This is a genomic window from Pseudomonas sp. R4-84, assembly GCF_054130985.1.
The window spans coordinates 4,663,498-4,680,787 of the sequence record NZ_CP096390.1; the positions used below are offsets into that span (position 1 = coordinate 4,663,498).

At 61.7% G+C, this 17,290-nt stretch carries 15 protein-coding genes; 6 read left to right on the plus strand and 9 right to left on the minus strand.

The genetic code is table 11. The annotated features are described in order from the left end of the window. The first annotated feature begins 101 nt into the window (after positions 1 to 101). The 4 genes from gatB (at position 102) to M1D68_RS21330 (ending at position 3,562) form a co-directional block, all read left to right on the plus strand. On the plus strand, positions 102 to 1,547 hold the full coding sequence (gene gatB, locus M1D68_RS21315; RefSeq protein ID WP_434560651.1) for an Asp-tRNA(Asn)/Glu-tRNA(Gln) amidotransferase subunit GatB: 1,446 nt from the start codon (positions 102 to 104) through the stop codon (positions 1,545 to 1,547). Between the two features lie 149 nt (positions 1,548 to 1,696). Continuing rightward, positions 1,697 to 2,074 (plus strand): septal ring lytic transglycosylase RlpA family protein, encoded by a 378-nt coding sequence (locus M1D68_RS21320; RefSeq protein WP_420765529.1) that lies wholly within the window; start codon positions 1,697 to 1,699, stop codon positions 2,072 to 2,074. 49 nt (positions 2,075 to 2,123) lie between these two features. Beyond that, positions 2,124 to 3,185, plus strand: coding sequence for a calcium/sodium antiporter (locus tag M1D68_RS21325; RefSeq protein ID WP_457970780.1), 1,062 nt, complete (start codon positions 2,124 to 2,126; stop codon positions 3,183 to 3,185). Next, entirely contained in the window at positions 3,182 to 3,562 is a 381-nt protein-coding gene (locus M1D68_RS21330; protein WP_457968245.1) for a carboxymuconolactone decarboxylase family protein, read from the plus strand. The genes M1D68_RS21325 and M1D68_RS21330 overlap by 4 nt, the downstream gene beginning before the upstream one ends. A 117-nt stretch (positions 3,563 to 3,679) precedes the next feature. On the opposite strand, the gene M1D68_RS21335 is transcribed toward M1D68_RS21330, so the two are convergent. The 5 genes from M1D68_RS21335 to kdgD all read right to left on the minus strand — a co-directional run bounded on the left by M1D68_RS21335 (position 3,680) and on the right by kdgD (position 10,304). After that, positions 3,680 to 4,621 (minus strand): AEC family transporter, encoded by a 942-nt coding sequence (locus tag M1D68_RS21335; RefSeq protein ID WP_434607773.1) that lies wholly within the window; start codon positions 4,619 to 4,621, stop codon positions 3,680 to 3,682. Between the two features lie 181 nt (positions 4,622 to 4,802). Continuing rightward, the gene (gene garD, locus M1D68_RS21340; protein ID WP_420765532.1) at positions 4,803 to 6,356 is read right to left on the minus strand and encodes a galactarate dehydratase; all 1,554 of its coding nucleotides are present in this window, start codon (positions 6,354 to 6,356) and stop codon (positions 4,803 to 4,805) included. A 12-nt stretch (positions 6,357 to 6,368) separates the two neighbouring features. After that, entirely contained in the window at positions 6,369 to 7,733 is a 1,365-nt protein-coding gene (locus tag M1D68_RS21345; protein ID WP_434560659.1) for an MFS transporter, read from the minus strand. Positions 7,734 to 7,818: 85 nt separating this feature from the next. Next, on the minus strand, positions 7,819 to 9,264 hold the full coding sequence (locus tag M1D68_RS21350) for an aldehyde dehydrogenase family protein (protein WP_434560661.1): 1,446 nt from the start codon (positions 9,262 to 9,264) through the stop codon (positions 7,819 to 7,821). 128 nt (positions 9,265 to 9,392) lie between these two features. After that, the gene (gene kdgD, locus M1D68_RS21355; protein WP_186613371.1) at positions 9,393 to 10,304 is read right to left on the minus strand and encodes a 5-dehydro-4-deoxyglucarate dehydratase; all 912 of its coding nucleotides are present in this window, start codon (positions 10,302 to 10,304) and stop codon (positions 9,393 to 9,395) included. 365 nt (positions 10,305 to 10,669) lie between these two features. On the opposite strand from kdgD, the gene M1D68_RS21360 reads away from it, so the two are divergent. Further along, positions 10,670 to 11,008: a hypothetical protein gene (locus M1D68_RS21360; RefSeq protein WP_457968248.1), complete on the plus strand. Its 339-nt coding sequence runs from the start codon at positions 10,670 to 10,672 to the stop codon at positions 11,006 to 11,008. 213 nt (positions 11,009 to 11,221) lie between these two features. On the opposite strand, the gene M1D68_RS21365 is transcribed toward M1D68_RS21360, so the two are convergent. The 4 genes from M1D68_RS21365 to M1D68_RS21380 form a co-directional block, all read right to left on the minus strand. Next, positions 11,222 to 11,968, minus strand: a complete 747-nt coding sequence (locus M1D68_RS21365; RefSeq protein WP_420765536.1) for a FadR/GntR family transcriptional regulator — start codon at positions 11,966 to 11,968, stop codon at positions 11,222 to 11,224. 256 nt (positions 11,969 to 12,224) lie between these two features. Next, a complete protein-coding gene (locus M1D68_RS21370) occupies positions 12,225 to 13,952 on the minus strand; it encodes an ABC transporter ATP-binding protein/permease (RefSeq protein ID WP_457968251.1) in 1,728 nt (575 codons plus the stop codon). Positions 13,953 to 14,042: 90 nt separating this feature from the next. Further along, positions 14,043 to 14,603, minus strand: a complete 561-nt coding sequence (locus tag M1D68_RS21375) for a response regulator transcription factor (protein ID WP_003177957.1) — start codon at positions 14,601 to 14,603, stop codon at positions 14,043 to 14,045. Further along, entirely contained in the window at positions 14,596 to 15,858 is a 1,263-nt protein-coding gene (locus M1D68_RS21380) for an ATP-binding protein (RefSeq protein ID WP_420765538.1), read from the minus strand. The genes M1D68_RS21375 and M1D68_RS21380 overlap by 8 nt, the downstream gene beginning before the upstream one ends. A gap of 343 nt (positions 15,859 to 16,201) precedes the next feature. Between M1D68_RS21380 and M1D68_RS21385 the strand changes: the two genes are divergently transcribed. Beyond that, positions 16,202 to 16,918 (plus strand): SIMPL domain-containing protein, encoded by a 717-nt coding sequence (locus M1D68_RS21385; protein ID WP_434607781.1) that lies wholly within the window; start codon positions 16,202 to 16,204, stop codon positions 16,916 to 16,918. Positions 16,919 to 17,290: the final 372 nt, after the last annotated feature.

The window sequence follows — 17,290 nt, forward strand, 5'->3', positions numbered from 1 at the left end:
ATTGACTAAAGTCAACTCCGCTTTCTCGCCAGTTTTCGCCTTGCCTTACCTTCGCTCGCGACGTTTCAAAATCCCCTGATAAGACTTCTGAGGAGAAACACATGCAATGGGAAGTCGTGATCGGGCTGGAGATTCATACCCAGCTCACCACCCGGTCGAAAATCTTTTCCGGTAGCTCGACCACCTTCGGTTCCGAGCCCAACACCCAGGCCAGCCTGGTTGACCTGGGCATGCCCGGCGTATTGCCGGTGCTCAACGCCGAAGCGGTGCGCATGGCGGTGATGTTCGGCCTGGCGATTGACGCCGAGATCGGCCAGCACAACGTGTTCGCCCGCAAGAACTACTTCTACCCGGACCTGCCCAAGGGCTACCAGATCAGCCAGATGGAGCTGCCGATCGTCGGCAAGGGCCACTTGGACATCGCCCTGGAAGACGGCACGGTCAAGCGCGTCGGCATCACCCGCGCGCACCTGGAAGAAGACGCCGGCAAGAGCCTGCACGAAGAATTCAACGGTGCTACCGGCATCGACCTGAACCGCGCCGGCACGCCGCTGCTGGAAATCGTCTCAGAGCCGGACATGCGCAGCGCCAAGGAAGCCGTGGCCTACGTCAAGGCGATCCACGCACTGGTGCGCTACCTGGGCATCTGCGACGGCAACATGGCCGAAGGCTCGCTGCGCTGCGACTGCAACGTGTCGATCCGTCCGAAAGGCCAGGCCGAGTTCGGCACCCGCTGCGAGATCAAGAACGTCAACTCGTTCCGCTTCATCGAAAAGGCGATCAACAGCGAGATCCAACGCCAGATCGAACTGATCGAGGACGGCGGCAAGGTCATCCAGCAGACCCGCCTGTACGACCCGAACAAGGACGAGACCCGTCCGATGCGCAGCAAGGAAGAAGCCAACGACTACCGTTACTTCCCCGACCCGGACCTGCTGCCGGTGGTCATCGAGCATTCGTTCCTCGATGAAGTACGCGCCACCCTGCCGGAACTGCCGCCACAGAAACGCGAGCGCTTCCAGGCGCAGTTCGGGCTGTCGAGCTATGACGCCAACGTCCTGGCCACCAGCCGCGAACAGGCCGACTACTTCGAGAAAGTCGTGAGCATCGGCGGCGACGCCAAGCTGGCGGCCAACTGGGTGATGGTCGAGTTGGGCAGCCTGTTGAACAAGCAGGGCCTGGAAATCGACGAGTCGCCGGTTTCGGCCGAGCAACTGGGCGGCATGCTGTTGCGGATCAAGGACAACACCATTTCCGGCAAGATTGCCAAAATGGTATTCGAAGCCATGGCCAATGGTGAGGGCAGCGCAGACGAAATCATCGACAAGCGCGGCTTGAAGCAGGTCACCGACACCGGTGCGATCAGCGCCGTGCTCGATGAAGTGCTCGCGGCCAACGCCGAGCAGGTCGAGCAATACCGTGCGGCGGACGAAGCCAAGCGCGGCAAGATGTTCGGCTTCTTCGTCGGCCAGGCCATGAAAGCTTCCAAGGGCAAGGCCAACCCGCAGCAAGTCAACGAACTGCTGAAAAGCAAGCTCGAGGGCTGATTGCCATGGAGCCAGTCTTTGAATCTGGCTCAACCCCCTGTGGGAGCGGGCTTGCTCGCGATAGCGGTATGACAGTCAACCTAGATGTTGAATGTGATGGCCCCATCGCGAGCAAGCTCGCTCCCACATTTGTATTTGGAACCTCTCAGATGAAGCGTCTCCTCGGCGCCTGCGCCCTGCTGTCCCTGCTGGCCGGTTGCGCCAGCCAGAGCGGGACGGTCGATCCACACGGCTACGACCAGACCGGCGTCGCCTCCTATTACGGCTCCAGGCACCATGGCAAGCGTACCGCCAGCGGCGAGCGCTTCGACCAGCACGGCCTGACCGCCGCGCATCGCCAGTTGCCATTCGGCACCCGGGTGAAAGTCACCAACCTGAAAAACAACGACAGCGTTGTGGTCCGTATCAACGATCGTGGCCCGTATACCCGTGGGCGCCTGATCGATGTGTCCCGCGCCGCGGCCGAACAATTGGGCATGCTGCGCAGCGGTACCGCGCGTGTGCGTGTGCAAGCCCTCGACGACTGATAGACGGAGCCCGGCCATTTCCCTGATCAATGCTTTACCGCTGCTCAGCCTGATCGAACTGTGTGGCGCCCTGCTGTTGCTGATCGCCGGCGCCGAGTTGCTGGTGCGTGCCGCCGTGGGGCTGGCGGCACGCTTGCAGGTGCGGCCGCTGATTATCGGCCTGACCGTCGTCGCATTCGGCAGCAGCGCACCGCAAATGGCTGTCAGCCTGCAAGCGACCCTGGCACAGAACGCTGACATCGCCGTGGGGAGTGTGATCGGCAGCAGTACCTTCAACATCCTCGTCACCCTCGGGCTGTCGGCGTTGATCATTCCGCTGCGCGTCTCGCGTCAATTGGTGCGCTTGGACATCCCGCTGATGATCGGCGCCAGCCTGCTGGTGTTCGTGCTGGCCTGGAACGAAGAACTGACCCGACTCGACGGCGTCCTGCTGCTGGTAGCCCTGGCGGTGTACCTGGGCCTGTTGCTGCGCCAGTCCCGGCACTCCGCCCGACCACATCCGCTGGGAGGCGCAATTGCCCATGGTTCGTGGCCCAAGAGCCTGGTGATGATCGTTTCGGGCCTGGCGATGCTGGTCTTCGCCGGGCACCTGTTATTGGGCGCGGCGGTGGAAGTGGCGACCGACCTGGGGTTGTCCGAGCGCATCATCGGCCTGACCATCGTTGCCGTGAGCACCTCGCTGCCGGAGCTCGCCACTTCGTTGATCGCCGCCCTTCGGGGTCAACGGGACATCGCGGTAGGCAACGTAATCGGCAGCAACCTGTTCAACCTTCTGGGTGTATTGGGCGTGACCGCCCTCGCCGCGCCTTCTCCGCTCTCGGTCTCGCCCAATGCCCTGGCCTTCGACCTGCCGGTGATGCTTGGCGTCGCGGTGCTGTGCCTGCCGGTGTTCTATTCCGGCTATCGCGTCACCCGTGCCGAAGGGCTGCTGTTCCTGGGCTTGTACACGGCGTACGGGCTGCATGTGGTGTCGTTCACCACCGGCATGCCATTGGCCGGCCAGCTAGAACGACTGATGTTGTTCTATGTGCTGCCGGCCCTGCTCGCGTTTCTGCTGTTCACTTCCTTGCGCGCCTGGCGCCGCCAACACCACAAGAGGGATTTGCCATGACCGACAATCCAAAGACCGGCCTCGATATGCGTCGCAAAGTGATGGGCGATGCGTTCGTCGACCGCGCCCTGGGCAGCGCCACCGAATTCACCCAGCCGCTGCAGGATTTCGTGAACGAACATGCCTGGGGCAGCGTCTGGAGCCGCGAAGGCCTGCCGCTGAAGACCCGCAGCCTGATCACCCTCGCCGCCCTCACCGCCCTCAAGTGCCCGCAGGAACTCAAGGGCCACGTGCGTGGCGCGCTGAACAATGGCTGCACGGTAGAAGAAATTCGCGAAGCGTTGCTGCATTGCGCGGTGTACGCGGGCGTGCCAGCGGCGATCGATGCGTTTCGGGCGGCGCAGGAAGTGATCGATAGTTATCGCAAGCCTGAGTGACCCTGGGATCGCTATCGCGAGCAAGCTCGCTCCCACAGGGATCGCGGCACAACCACAAGCCAATGTGGGAGCGAGCTTGCTCGCGATTGGCCCTCAAGAACAGCGCAAAATCGAGGGTTAGATCCACCCACCCCACTGCAACACAAAGATCCCCAGGTTGGTGGTAATCGCCGCCATCAAAGTGGTGATGACGATGATCGCCGCCGCCAGCTCGTGGTTGCCATTCGCAGCGCGGGCCATGACGTAGCTGGCGGCGGCGGTGGGGCTGCCGAAGTACAGGAACAGGATCCCCAGTTCCGCCCCGCGAAAACCCCACAACCATGCGCCCAGAGTAGTCACCAACGGCAAGCCGACCATCTTCACCAGGCTCGAACTCAGGGCCATCTTGCCGCTCTTGCGCAAGGCCGCCAGGGACAGCGTGCCGCCGATGCAGATCAGCGCCAGGGGCAAGGTCATTTGGGACAGATACTTGGCCGACGTCTCGAACCAGTTCGGCAGGCCGATCCGCCAATAGGCGAACGGCGCGGCGGCAAGCACGCTGATGATCAGCGGGTTGCTGATCACGCTCTTGCAGATGCTCCAGGGGTCGGACTTGATCACCGGGCTGTAGACCGCCAGGACGATGGTCGACAGGGTGTTGTAGAACAGGATCACCAGCGCCGCCAGAATCGCCCCCAGGGAAATCCCATAGTCGCCATACATGCTCGCGGCCAATGCCAGGCCGATCACGCCGTTGTTGCCACGAAACGCGCCCTGGGTGTAGATCCCGCGATCCTCCCGCGGGCAACGCCAGATCGCCCAGCCCCAGGCCATGGCGAAACTCACCAGGGTGGCAATCGAGAAATAGATCAGCAGGTCTGGCTGCAAAGCCGCGTGCAAATCAGCGTGCAGAATGCCAAGGAACAACAGCGCCGGCATGGTGACGTTAAACACCAGCGACGAGGCGATGTGGATGAAGTTGTCGTTGATCCAGCCGATGCGCTTGAGCAGCGTCCCCAGAAACAGCATGGCGAACACCGGCGCGGTGACGTTCAGGGTTTCGAGGAAAATTGCCAGCATGCCGAGGACCTTGAGAAGGAGGTGTCGTTAGGTGGCTAATGATAAGCCACTCACGACGTTGGCGTCTGGTCGAGCCTCTTCGCGAGCAGGCTCGCTCCCACATTGGATCTCCAGCGATAACAGAATCCACATTCACCCCCACATCCCTGTGGGAGCGAGCCTGCTCGCGATCAGCGCCGGATCAGGTAATCGGCGCCGGGTTGAACAAGGTAATGTCGTTGAACAACTTGTGCCGCTCGGCCCAGGTCTGTTTCTTGCCGCTGGCCACGTCCAGGTAGTAGTGGAACAGCTCCCAGCCCAACTCTTCGATGGTCGCGCGCCCGGTGGCGATGCGGCCGGCGTCGATGTCGATCAGGTCCGGCCAGCGCTGGGCCAGTTCGGTACGGGTCGAGACCTTCACCACCGGCGCCATGGCCAAGCCGTACGGGGTGCCCCGACCGGTAGTGAACACGTGCAGGTTCATCCCCGCCGCCAGTTGCAGCGTGCCGCAGACAAAGTCGCTGGCCGGCGTGGCGCAGAAGATCAGGCCCTTTTGCTTGAAGCGCTCACCCGGGCCAAGCACGCCGCTGATTGCGCTGCTGCCGGATTTGACGATCGAGCCCAAGGACTTCTCGACGATGTTCGACAACCCACCCTTCTTGTTGCCCGGCGTGGTGTTGGCGCTGCGATCGGCCTCGCCCTTGGCCAGGTAACGGTCGTACCAGTCCATTTCGCGCACCAGTTCCTGGGCGACTTCCTGGGTTTGCGCCCGGGAGGTCAGCAGGTAGATCGCATCGCGCACTTCGGTGACTTCAGAGAACATCACCGTCGCACCGGCCCGCAGCAACAGGTCCGAGGCGTAGCCCAGGGCCGGGTTGGCGGTGATGCCGGAGAACGCATCGCTGCCGCCGCACTGCATGCCCAGGATCAGCTCCGAGGCGGGCACGGTTTCGCGGCGACGCTGGTCGAGTTTCTTCAGGCGCGTCTCGGCCAACTCCATGATCTGCTCGATCATCTCGGTAAAGCCGTGGCTGGAATCCTGCAAGCGATACAACCATGGCTCGCTGAGGTCCACCGAGCTATCGCCTTCGTGCATCACCTGCCCGGCCTGCAATTTCTCGCAGCCCAGGCTGATCACCAGCGCCTCGCCACCCAGGTTCGGGTTGCGCGCCAGGTTGCGCACGGTGCGGATCGGGATGTAGGCGTCGGTGGCGGTGATCGCCACACCGCAGCCATAGCTGTGGGTCAGCGCCACCACGTCATCAACGTTCGGGTACTTGGGCAGCAGCTCTTCCTTGATGCGCTTGACCGCATGGTCCAGCACCCCGGTGACGCACTGCACCGTGGTGGTGATGCCCAGGATGTTGCGCGTGCCGACGGTGCCGTCGGCGTTGCGGTAGCCCTCGAAGGTGTAGCCTTCCAGTGGCGCATCCGCCGCCGGCACATCGGTGGACAGCGGCAGGCTGTCCAAGGGTGGCGCGGTGGGCATGCGCAATTGGTCTTCCTTGACCCAGCTGCCACGAGGGATCGGTTGCAGCGCGTAGCCAATGACCTGGCCGTAGCGAATCACCTCGCCACCCTCGGGAATGTCCACCAGGGTGACCTTGTGGCTCTGTGGCACGAAGTCCACGGTGACCAGGCCGTCCGGGAACTCGGTCCCGGCGGGTACGCCCTGGTCGTTGACAACAATCACCACGTTGTCCCGCTCGTGCAGGCGGATGTAACGGGGCGAATCGGCATGTTCAATCAGATTCATGGACGCCATTCCTCAGGATTTGGCTTCAGACAGGCTGGATAGGTCGGCTTCCCTGGCCGTGGGCTCCTTGAGCACCACACGCTTGATCGGGCCCACGATGACCAGATAGCTGAACACCGCCACCAACGCATTGCAACCGACGAACACCAGGGCCCACTTGAACGAACCGGTGGCGCTGATGATGTAGCCGATGACGATTGGCGTGGTAATCGACGCCAGGTTGCCGAAGGTGTTGAACAGGCCACCGCTCAAGCCGGCGATCTGTTTTGGCGACGTGTCGGACACCACGGCCCAACCCAATGCGCCCACGCCCTTGCCGAAGAATGCCAGGGCCATGAAGCCCACCACCATCCATTCGATATCGACGTAGTTGCACGCCACGATGCTGCTGGACACCAGCAGCCCGGCGATGATTGGCGCCTTGCGGGCGAAGGTCAGCGAATGGCCCTTGCGCAGCAGGTAGTCGGAAATCACCCCGCCGAGGACGCCACCAATGAAACCGCAAATGGCCGGCAAGGACGCGATGAAACCGGCCTTGAGGATGGTCATGCCGCGCTCCTGCACCAGGTACACCGGGAACCAGGTCAGGAAGAAATAGGTGATGCCGTTGATGCAGTACTGGCCCAGGTACACGCCGAGCATCATGCGGTTGGTCAGCAGTTGGCGAATGTAATCCCACTTCGGACCGTCGGCTTTCTTTTCCTTGCCCTTGTCCTGGTCCATGTCGACCATCGCGCCATTGGAAGCGATGTGGTTGAACTCGGCCTCGTTGATCATCGGGTGCTGGCGCGGGCTGTAGATGACCTTCAGCCAGACGAGCGAGAACACGATGCCGATCACGCCCATGACGATGAACACGTGCTGCCAGCCGAAGCGGTAGACGATCCAGCCCATCAGCGGCGCGAACAATACGGTGGCGAAATACTGCGCCGAGTTGAAGATCGCCGAGGCGGTGCCACGTTCGGCGGTGGGAAACCAGGCCGCGACGATACGGGCGTTGCCCGGGAAAGAAGGCGCTTCGGCCAGCCCGACCAGAAAGCGCAGCATGAACAGCGCAACCACCGCCGTGGACATGCCGAACTCACCGACGTAGCCCTGGAGCACGGTGAACAGCGACCAGGTGAAAATGCTCAGTGCATAGATTTTCTTCGACCCGAAACGGTCGAGCAGCCAGCCGCCAGGAATCTGCCCGGCCACGTAGGCCCAGCCGAAAGCGGAGAAGATGTAACCGAGGGTGACGGCGTCGATGCCGAGGTCTTTTTGCAGGCTGGAACCAGCGATGGCGATGGTGGCGCGGTCGGCATAGTTGATCGTCGTCACCAAAAACAGCATGAGCAGGATCAAATAGCGGACGTGCGTCGGCTTGGTCTCTTGCATGTAATCTACTTCCACTATTTATTTTTATGCGGGAAATCAAATTGTACGGTCGGCGCCAGAGCCCGGCGCCGGCCGGTCTTGCGTATTACGAGCCGATGTAGGAGGTCTTCACCACGGTGTAGAACTCTTGCGCGTAGCGACCTTGCTCGCGCGAACCGTAGGACGAACCTTTGCGCCCACCGAACGGAACATGGTAATCCACGCCGGCGGTCGGCAGGTTGACCATCACCATGCCTGCTTGGGAGTGGCGCTTGAAGTGGTTGGCATACTTCAACGACGTGGTGGCGATACCGGCCGACAAGCCGAACTCGGTGTCGTTGGCCATCGCCAGCGCCGCCTCGTAGTCAGCCACGCGCACGACGTTGGCCACCGGGCCGAAGATCTCTTCGCGGCTGATGCGCATCGAAGCCTCGCTGTCGGCGAACAGGGTCGGCGCCAGGAAGTAACCTTCGGTGTCGCAAGTCACTACACCACCACCGCTGACCAGCCGCGCACCTTCGCTCTGGCCGATGTCGATGTACTTCAAGTCCTGGTTGAGCTGGGCTTCGGAAACGACCGGGCCGATGTCGGTGCCAGCCTTCAGCGCGTGACCGACCTTGATCGATTGCATGCGCTCGGCCATGGCCGCAACGAACTTGTCGTGGATACCGGCAGTGACGATCAGTCGGCTCGATGCCGTGCAACGCTGGCCGGTGGAGTAGAACGCGCTCTGCACCGCCAATTCGACCGCCTGCTTGAGGTCGGCGTCGTCGAGGATGATCTGCGGGTTCTTACCGCCCATTTCCAGCTGGACCTTGGCTTGGCGCGCCACGCAGTTGACCGCGATCTGCCGGCCGACGCCCACGGAACCGGTGAAGCTGATGCCATCGACTTTCGGGCTGTTGACCAGAATGTCACCGACCACACGGCCGCTGCCCATCACCAGGTTGAACGCACCGGCCGGGAAACCGGCACGGGAAATGATCTCGGCCAGGGCCCAGGCGCAGCCCGGCACCAGCTCGGCGGGCTTGATCACCACGCAGTTGCCGTAGGCCAGGGCCGGGGCAATTTTCCACGCAGGGATGGCGATCGGGAAGTTCCACGGAGTGATCAGACCAACCACGCCGAGGGCTTCGCGGGTCACTTCGACGTTGACGCCCGGGCGCACCGACGGCACGTAGTCGCCCGACAGGCGCAGGCATTCACCGGCGAAGAATTTGAAAATGTTGCCGGCGCGGGTTACTTCGCCGATGGCTTCGGGCAGGGTCTTACCCTCTTCCCGGGCCAGCAGTTGGCCAAGCTCTTCGCGACGGGCGAGAATTTCGCTGCCGACTTTGTCCAGCGCATCGTGACGGGCCTGGATGCCCGAGGTCGACCAGGCCGGGAACGCGGCACGGGCGGCTTCGATGGCGGCGTTGACTTGCGCTGCGTCAGCCTTGGCGTATTCACCGATGACGTCGGACAAGTCAGACGGGTTGATGTTGGTGCAATAGTCAGCACCGGCCACCCACTCACCGTTGATGTAGTTATCGAAACGCTTTGCATCTGCCACGGAGCTTCTCCTCTCACAAAAGCTGTCTAGGAACGCAGGGCGTCCCTGGCTGCGTTTCCACGCGCACGTGGAAACGATCAAGCCTTACGCAAAAAGCCGCTGATTGCTCAGCGGCCTTGTCGGGTCTGTTACTGCTTGCCTTGCTTGTCGATCAGCGCGGCCAGGGCTTCGTACTCTTCTGGCAGCAGGTCGGTCAGCGGCGTGCGCACTGGGCCCGCGTCATAACCAACGATCTTCGCGCCGGCCTTGACGATGCTCACCGCGTAACCCGCCTTGCGGTTGCGGATGTCCAGGTATGGCAGGAAGAAGTCGTCGATGATCTTGCCGACAGTCTCGTGATCTTCGCGGGCAATGGCGTGGTAGAAGTCCATCGCGGTTTTCGGGATGAAGTTGAACACCGCCGAGGAGTAGACCGGCACGCCCAGGGCCTTGTAGGCCGCGGCGTAGACTTCAGCGGTCGGCAGGCCGCCCAGGTAGCTGAAACGGTCGCCGAGGCGACGACGGATCGACACCATCAGTTCGATGTCGCCCAGGCCGTCCTTGTAGCCGATCAGGTTCGGGCAGCGCTCGGCCAGTTGTTCCAGCTGGGTCGCGTTCAGGCGGCAGACGTTGCGGTTGTACACCACCACGCCGATCTTCACCGATTTGCACACGGCTTCAACGTGGGCGGCAACGCCGTCCTGGCTGGCTTCGGTCAGGTAGTGCGGCAGCAGCAACAGACCCTTGGCGCCCAGGCGCTCGGCTTCCTGAGCGTATTCGATAGCCTGGCGGGTGGCACCGCCGACGCCGGCGAGGATTGGCACGCTGGTGGCGCAGGTATCGACGGCAGTCTTGATGACTTGCGAATACTCGCTGGCGGCCAGGGAGAAGAATTCACCGGTGCCGCCCGCCGCGAACAATGCAGAGGCGCCGTACGGGGCCAGCCACTCGAGGCGCTTGATGTAGCTGTCGCGATTGAAATCGCCATTGGCAGTGAAATCGGTAACCGGGAACGACAGCAGGCCCGACGAGAGGATGGACTTCAGTTCTTGTGGATTCATTATTCGAACACCCTGGACGCAAATGTTGTGTTGTGGAAATGGTTCAGCTTCATGTGAAGTTGTAGGTCATCGTACAACTTAAAATGTGGGCGTCAACTGTATTTCGTCTTTTGTCGGGAAGCGGGCAACGGGTGTTTGGCGGAAAGCCTTGTAGAACGGGGCTTTGGGTGATGGGAGACGGATGAAACTTGTGGACTGAGAACCGGAACCGCTTGTCGCCACTGTCAACTCTGCCAGTAGGCGCCGTTGCGGCATGGGGGCATAACCCAGGCATGGCCGTGCAAAGCTCGGCCGTGATCCTTTTCATAAACTGTAAGTGAGTCGCCCGTACGTGACGATCAGGGCCGCCTCACAGGAGTGACATCATGGAGACGTATGCAAAGCCCACGCTCGAGGAATTTCCAGACAAAGACGCAGTGACGATCAACCTGTCAAAGACAGAGACGTTAACCGTGAAAATTCCGGATGCAGATTTCCGCAAGTACTCGAACGCCACGCTGACTCTGACTCTAACGCGTCCTGTAGGAGCGTTTACACCTTTGACTGGCGAGGAAGGTACCCCACGCACGAATGTGAAAGTGGATCTAACTCGCGCCGACTTGGAAGCTTTCGAAGGCGAATCGGTTGAGCTTCGTTACGAAGTGACTTATGAGAGCGGCGGGGATGACAAATCCGACCCGCTAATGTTGCGGATCAAGGCATAGGACTGCGCATCTACTCTTTATCGAACGGTGCACAGACGTAAAGCTGGCCACCACTACCCTGTGGCGAGGGAGCTTTCCCGTTCGACTGCGAAGCAGTCGCCAACCTGTAGAAGGACGGATCGCTCAAAGAGCTGAGGGCGCCGCTTCGCAGCCCAGCGGGAGCAAGCTCCCTCGCCACAACAGCATCCTCGGCGCCCGAGCAATGAGCGACTTTCAGCCCTGCGCCTGCGCCTCTTCATGGGCCTGGCGCAGCCGCTCACGACTGTTGGTCAAATGCAAGCGCATGGCCGCACGGGCCGCATCGGAATCCTGGCGAGCGATGGCCTCGTAGATTTCCTCGTGCTCGCGACTCAGTCGATCCATGTAGTGCTGTTGGTCGTCATGGGCCAGGCGCGCCGAGTTCAGCCGGGTGCGCGGGATGATGCTGGTGCCCAGGTGGGTCATGATGTCCGTGAAGTAGCGGTTGCCGGTAGACAGGGCGATTTCCAGGTGGAAGGCGAAGTCCGAGGCCACCGCGTCGCTGGCGTGGGCCGCGCTTTCGTTCAAGGCATCGAGCGCCGCCCGCATCGCCGACAGTTGCTCATCGCTGCGGCGCTGCGCCGCGAGCCCGGCGGATTCCACTTCCAGGCTGATGCGCAACTCCAGGATCGCCAGCACATCGCGCAGCGTGACCACCGTCGCCGGGTCGATGCGAAAGCCGCTCGGGCTGGGCGTGTCCAGCACGAAGGTGCCGATGCCATGGCGGGTTTCAACCTGGCCGGCCGCCTGCAAACGGGAAATTGCCTCGCGCACCACCGTGCGGCTGACGCCATGGGCCTCCATGATCGCCGACTCGGTGGGCAACTTATCGCCACGCTTGAGCAGGCCGTCGCGAATCTGCTCGGTCAGCACCGTCACCAGCTCCTGCGCCAGGCTGCGGCGCTTGCGGGGAAGGCGTGGGACGTTGATCGGGTTTTCCATGGTGTGTCTCTATCTGACAGGCGGCTAAGTATGCATCATAGCGCAACGTGGTTGTACGATCACCGTGCTCACTGGTGGGCCTTTTCAAAGGTTACTGCCATGCATCGCTGTGGCGAGGGGATTTATCCCCGCTGGGCTGCGTAACAGCCCCCTTGGTCTATTGGCAGACTCAATATCGAGACCGTTGATTTGAAAGGGGCGCTTCGCGCCCAGAGGGGATAAATCCCCTCGCCACAACAGCGTTTGACAATGACAATCAAGCGGTCACAGCCTGCTCCACCAGTTGGCCATTTTCGATACGCACATGTCGCGGATGGAAACGTTTCAAGCTGCTTCGGTGCCCGACACTGACAATGCTCAGGCCTGGCAACTGGTCGATCAGCGCCTGGTACAACGTCGCCTCGTCTTCTTCATCCATCGCCGAAGTCGCTTCGTCCATGTACAACCACAGTGGCGCGTAAAGCAACGCCCGGGCAAAGGCCAGGCGTTGTTGCTCGCCGGGCGAGAGCATGCGCTGCCAGTGGTTGCTTTCATCCAACCGCGCCACCAGGTGCGGCAGGCGACAGGTTTCGAGCACCTGTGCATAACGTTCGTTGGGGTAGACATCGCCCGCCTGTGGGTAACTCAGCACTTCCCGCAGGCTGCCAATCGGCAAGTAGGGCTTTTGCGGCAGGAACAGATAACGCGCCGAGGGCAGGAGAATGCTGCCATGCCCCGCAGGCCACAGATGCCCCATCGCCCGCAGCAACGTTGACTTGCCGCTGCCGGAGCGACCACTGAGCATCACCCGCTCGCCCGGCTCCACGCTCAGCTCGCCATGGGTCAGCAGATGCCGGCCATCGTTCAGGTCCAGCCCGAGATCGCGGACCTTCAGCTCGTTGCCCTGGCTCTGTACATCAATGGCCGGCACGCGCTCTTCGTTGTCGCTCATCGCCTGGCGGAAACTCAGCAGACGGTCACAGGTGGCGCGCCACGCGGCGAGGTTGGCGTAGGCGGTAATGAACCAACTGAAATTCTCCTGCACGTTACCGAACGCCGAGTTGATCTGCATGAGCTCGCCCAGTTGGATCTTGCCCGCGAAATAACGCGGCGCGGCGACGATGAATGGGAAAATGATTGCGATCTGGCCGTAGCCGGACGTAAAGAATGTCAGGCGCTTGGACACCCGCATGATGTCCCAGAAGTTGTGCCAGACCAGGCCGAAACGACCACTCAAGCGACGATTCTCATTAGGCTCGCCGCCATAGAGCGCGATGCTCTCGGCGTTCTCGCGCACCCGCACCATGGAGAAACGCAGGTCGGCTTCGAAGCGCTGCTGGTTGTTGTTCAGACCGATCAGGCGACGGCCGATCAGGTGCGTCAGCCAACTGCCCACCGCCGCATAGACCAACGCGCACCAGAACATATAGCCAGGGATGGTGTAGCCGAACACCTCGATGCTGCCAGACACGCCCCACAGGATAATCGAGAACGACACCAGGCTGACCACCGTGCGAAGCAGCCCCAGGCCCAGCTCCAGCGTGTTGCTGGTAAAACTGTTGAGGTCTTCGGAGATCCGCTGGTCGGGGTTGTCCGTGTAGCCACCCTGCTCCAGCCGGTAGTAGTTCTTGTTGTTGAGCCAGCGGGCGAAATGCTGCTCGGTGAGCCAGGCCCGCCAGCGGATGGTGAGCATTTGCGTGAGGTACAAGCGGTACACCGCGCCCAGGATCGCTACCGCCGCGATGCCGCAGAAGTACAGGATCAACCGCCAGAATGCCACGGTGTCCTTTTCTTGCAGGGCGTTGTAGAAATCCCTGTACCAACTGTTGACCCACACCGAAATCGCCACGCTGAACAACGACAGCGCGATCACGGCGATCAATAGCGTCCAGGCCTTGCCCTTCTCCTCACTGCGCCAGTATGGCGTGGTCATCTGCCAGACACGGCGCAAAAAATGGCCGCGCACCGCGTCATTGACCGCGGAATATTCAGCGTTCTGATTCATGGTTAAGGCTCAATAAAGGAATAACTCGGGCCGATGATAGAGCAACGGCCCGATCTGTCGCGAGAGGGACAGCATTCGTTCAGCGCAGGTTCAGCGACGCACCGGACGCTTCTGCAATTTGCGCTGCAAGGTCCGCCGGTGCATGCCCAAGGCACGAGCCGTGGCGGAAATATTGCCTTCGTGCTCGGTCAGCACCCGCTGGATGTGTTCCCATTGCAGGCGATCCACCGACATGGGGTTTTCCGGCACCAGGGTATCGAGGTCGGCGTGCTCGGACAGCAGCGCCGCCAGCACATCGTCGGCATCCGCCGGTTTGCACAGGTAGTTGCACGCACCGCGCTTGATGGCCTCGACCGCGGTGGCAATGCTCGAATAACCGGTGAGGATCACCACGCGCATCTCCGGGTCCAGCTCCAGCAGCTTGGGCAGCAGCACCAGGCCGGAGTCGCCGTCCATTTTCAGGTCGAGGGCGGCGTAGTCCGGCAGGTCGGCCTGGGCGATGGTCAGGCCCTCTTCGGCGGAACCGGCGGTGCTGACCCGAAAACCGCGACGGGACATGGCCCGGGCCATGACGCGGGTAAAGGTGGCGTCGTCATCCACCAGCAGCAGGTGCGGCAGTTCTTCGCCGTCGACTTGGATCTCGTCACTCATATTCGTCTCCTCGGTCGGCATGGGGCAGGCGCAGCTCGGTGAGCGTACCGCCTTCCTCATGGGGGTAGAGTTTCACCGAGCCGCCGGCGCGTGTCACGCTGGCCTTGCTCAAAAACAGGCCCAGGCCGAAACCCTTGCCCTTGGTGGTGAAAAACGGTTTGCCGATCTGCTCGGCAATCGCCAGCGGCACACCGGCGCCGTGATCGCGAATACAGATCGTCAGTTCATAGGCGTCCCAGTCCAGCACCACTTCCAAGTTTTCCGGGCAGGCGTCGGCGGCATTGTTCAGCAGGTTCAGCAAGGCCTGGGTCAAGTCCGGCGGCGGCGCCATGCGCGGCACCGTGCCCTTGCCCAGGCACTGGAAGCGATAACTGGCTTCGGGGCGCATCAGGTGCCAACGGTTCAGGGCATCGTCGAGCCAGAACGTGACCGCCTGCATGTCGATGTCCAGCCGGCGGTTGGCCTCGGCGGCGCGCACCAGGTATTGCAGGGTTTCCTTGCAGAGCTTGACCTGGTCTTGCAGCACACTGAGGTCTTCTTGCAACGCCGGGTCTTTATGGTCCTGGCGCATTTCCTTGAGCAGCACGCTCATGGTCGCCAGCGGCGTGCCCAGTTCATGGGCAGCGCCGGCGGCCTGGGTCGCCACGGCCAGCAGTTGCTCGTCCCGCAGGCCTTCTTCACGACGGATCGCCCGCAACTCTTCCTGGCGACGCAATTCTTCGGCCATGCGCGCGGCAAAAAAGGTGATGACCGCAGCCGCCAGGGCGAAGCTCAGCCACATGCCATAGATCTGCAGGTTTTCCCGGGCGATGGGGAAGGTTTCCAGCGGATAGAAGCGCGCCAGCAACAAGGTGTACAGCGCCAGGGCGATGCCGGACAGGATCAGCGAAAAACGCCACGGCAGTGTCACGGCGGCGATGGTCAGCGGCACCAGGTAATAAGAGACGAAAGGATTGGTGGACCCGCCGGAGAAATACAGCAGCGCGCTGTGGATAAACAGGTCGCAGGCCAGTTGCACAGCGTATTCAAGTTCGGTCACTGGCCATGAGGTGCGCAGGCGAATCGCAGTCAACGCGCAAAGTACGCTGGAAAAGACCAGCGTGATTGCCAGTTGCAGCCAAGGCAGCGGCAGCAGGTCGAACCAATAGGCAAGCCCCACCGAGCCGGCCTGGGCTGCGAGGACCAGAATGCGGATAAACGTCAGGCGCCATAGGTTCTGGCGCGAAGCGGAAGTCATTTGCAAAGGGGCGAGCATGAGCTCTCCTGATGAGCGCTCCAGGCGGATCGCATGGAGTATAACCAAGGCAGGGCTTGCAGCGGCGGATATGCGGCAAAGCGCCACAGCTTTGGACGCTACATAGCCCCCTGTGGCGAGGGAGCTTGCTCCCGCTGGACCGGTCCGACGCTTCGGGCGCAGCAGGCCCAAAAGATTACGACTGCTGCGCAGCCGAGCGGGAGCAAGCTCCCTCGCCACGAAAAGCCACTGGGCCGCAATCTGTATAGAAGTTGTAACTGTGCGAACCGCACCATAAACGCTAGAGTCTTATCGTTCACGCAGGCCCGGAACCTACCCCTGCGCATCATCCCAAGGAGCTTTCATGCACACGTTCAGTCGCCCCGCCGCCCTCCTCGCCCTCAGCCTCGGCACCGTCGCCAGCCTGCCGGCCGTGGCCGCCGATGAGCTTCATTACAACCAGATTTCCCTGCGCGCCGAAGCCAGCCAGGAAGTGGCCCGCGACCTGATGATCGTCACCCTCTACACCGAGGAACAGAACACCGACCCAGCCAAACTCGCGGCCACCGTCAGCACCACACTGAACAAAGCCATTGGCCAGGCCAAGCAGGTCAAGGACATCAACTTGCGCCAAGGCAGCCGCAACAGCTACCCGGTCTACGATAACAAGGGCCAGAAGATCACCGGCTGGCGCGAACGCGCCGAGCTGCGCCTGGAAAGCGCCGACTTCGCCGCCCTGTCCAAACTCACCGGCGAATTGCTCACCGACATGAAAATGGCCGGCATGGACTTCGCCATCGCCACCGCCACCCGCCAGACCAGCGAAGACGCCCTGCTCAAGGACGCCGTCAACGCCTTCAAGGCCCGCGCCCAACTCGCCACCGAAGCCTTGGGCGGCAAGGGTTACAAGATCGTCAACCTGAACTTCAACACCAACGGTTATCCACAACCGTACATGCGCCCGCAGATGATGATGAAAGCGGCGTCCATGGATGCCGAGTCGGTCACGCCGGAAGTGGAAGCAGGCACCAGCAAAGTGACGATGACGGCGGATGGGGTTGTTGAGGTGTTGATGCAGTGATGATCGGCGGTGGTTCAGTTAATTTTACTGACTGAACCACCGAAGCCGAGCGACAAAAACTCCGTGGCGAGGGAGCTTGCTCCCGCTGGGCTGCGCAGCGGCCCCAAACCAGACACCTAGGTGTATCAGATGGATGCAGTCGCTGCTGTTGGGGCCGCTTCGCGCCCCAGCGGGAGCAAGCTCCCTCGCCACAGGTTTGGTGGTCGGCGGGACATAGGCATATTGCTTCGACCTCTGCTGGAGTCTTCTCGGAACGGAGTCGCACAATAGTTTTGACATTTCCAAAAGCAGCACGAGAGAACTGTCCACGTTTTATGGAACGTGGACAGCGAAAGATTAGGCATCCTTGAAAAGTCAAAATGTTTTTCTCAG

Coding starts and splice junctions, on each gene's coding strand:
- M1D68_RS21365 (WP_420765536.1), bottom strand. CDS start 11,968: ATGGAAAACCCGATCAACGTCCCACGCCTTCCCCGCAAGCGCCGCAGC.
- M1D68_RS21385 (WP_434607781.1), top strand. CDS start 16,202: ATGCACACGTTCAGTCGCCCCGCCGCCCTCCTCGCCCTCAGCCTCGGC.
- garD (WP_420765532.1), bottom strand. CDS start 6,356: ATGAATCTGATTGAACATGCCGATTCGCCCCGTTACATCCGCCTGCAC.
- gatB (WP_434560651.1), top strand. CDS start 102: ATGCAATGGGAAGTCGTGATCGGGCTGGAGATTCATACCCAGCTCACC.
- M1D68_RS21375 (WP_003177957.1), bottom strand. CDS start 14,603: ATGAGTGACGAGATCCAAGTCGACGGCGAAGAACTGCCGCACCTGCTG.
- M1D68_RS21360 (WP_457968248.1), top strand. CDS start 10,670: ATGGAGACGTATGCAAAGCCCACGCTCGAGGAATTTCCAGACAAAGAC.
- M1D68_RS21370 (WP_457968251.1), bottom strand. CDS start 13,952: ATGAATCAGAACGCTGAATATTCCGCGGTCAATGACGCGGTGCGCGGC.
- M1D68_RS21330 (WP_457968245.1), top strand. CDS start 3,182: ATGACCGACAATCCAAAGACCGGCCTCGATATGCGTCGCAAAGTGATG.
- M1D68_RS21380 (WP_420765538.1), bottom strand. CDS start 15,858: ATGCTCGCCCCTTTGCAAATGACTTCCGCTTCGCGCCAGAACCTATGG.
- kdgD (WP_186613371.1), bottom strand. CDS start 10,304: ATGAATCCACAAGAACTGAAGTCCATCCTCTCGTCGGGCCTGCTGTCG.
- M1D68_RS21335 (WP_434607773.1), bottom strand. CDS start 4,621: ATGCTGGCAATTTTCCTCGAAACCCTGAACGTCACCGCGCCGGTGTTC.
- M1D68_RS21320 (WP_420765529.1), top strand. CDS start 1,697: ATGAAGCGTCTCCTCGGCGCCTGCGCCCTGCTGTCCCTGCTGGCCGGT.
- M1D68_RS21345 (WP_434560659.1), bottom strand. CDS start 7,733: ATGCAAGAGACCAAGCCGACGCACGTCCGCTATTTGATCCTGCTCATG.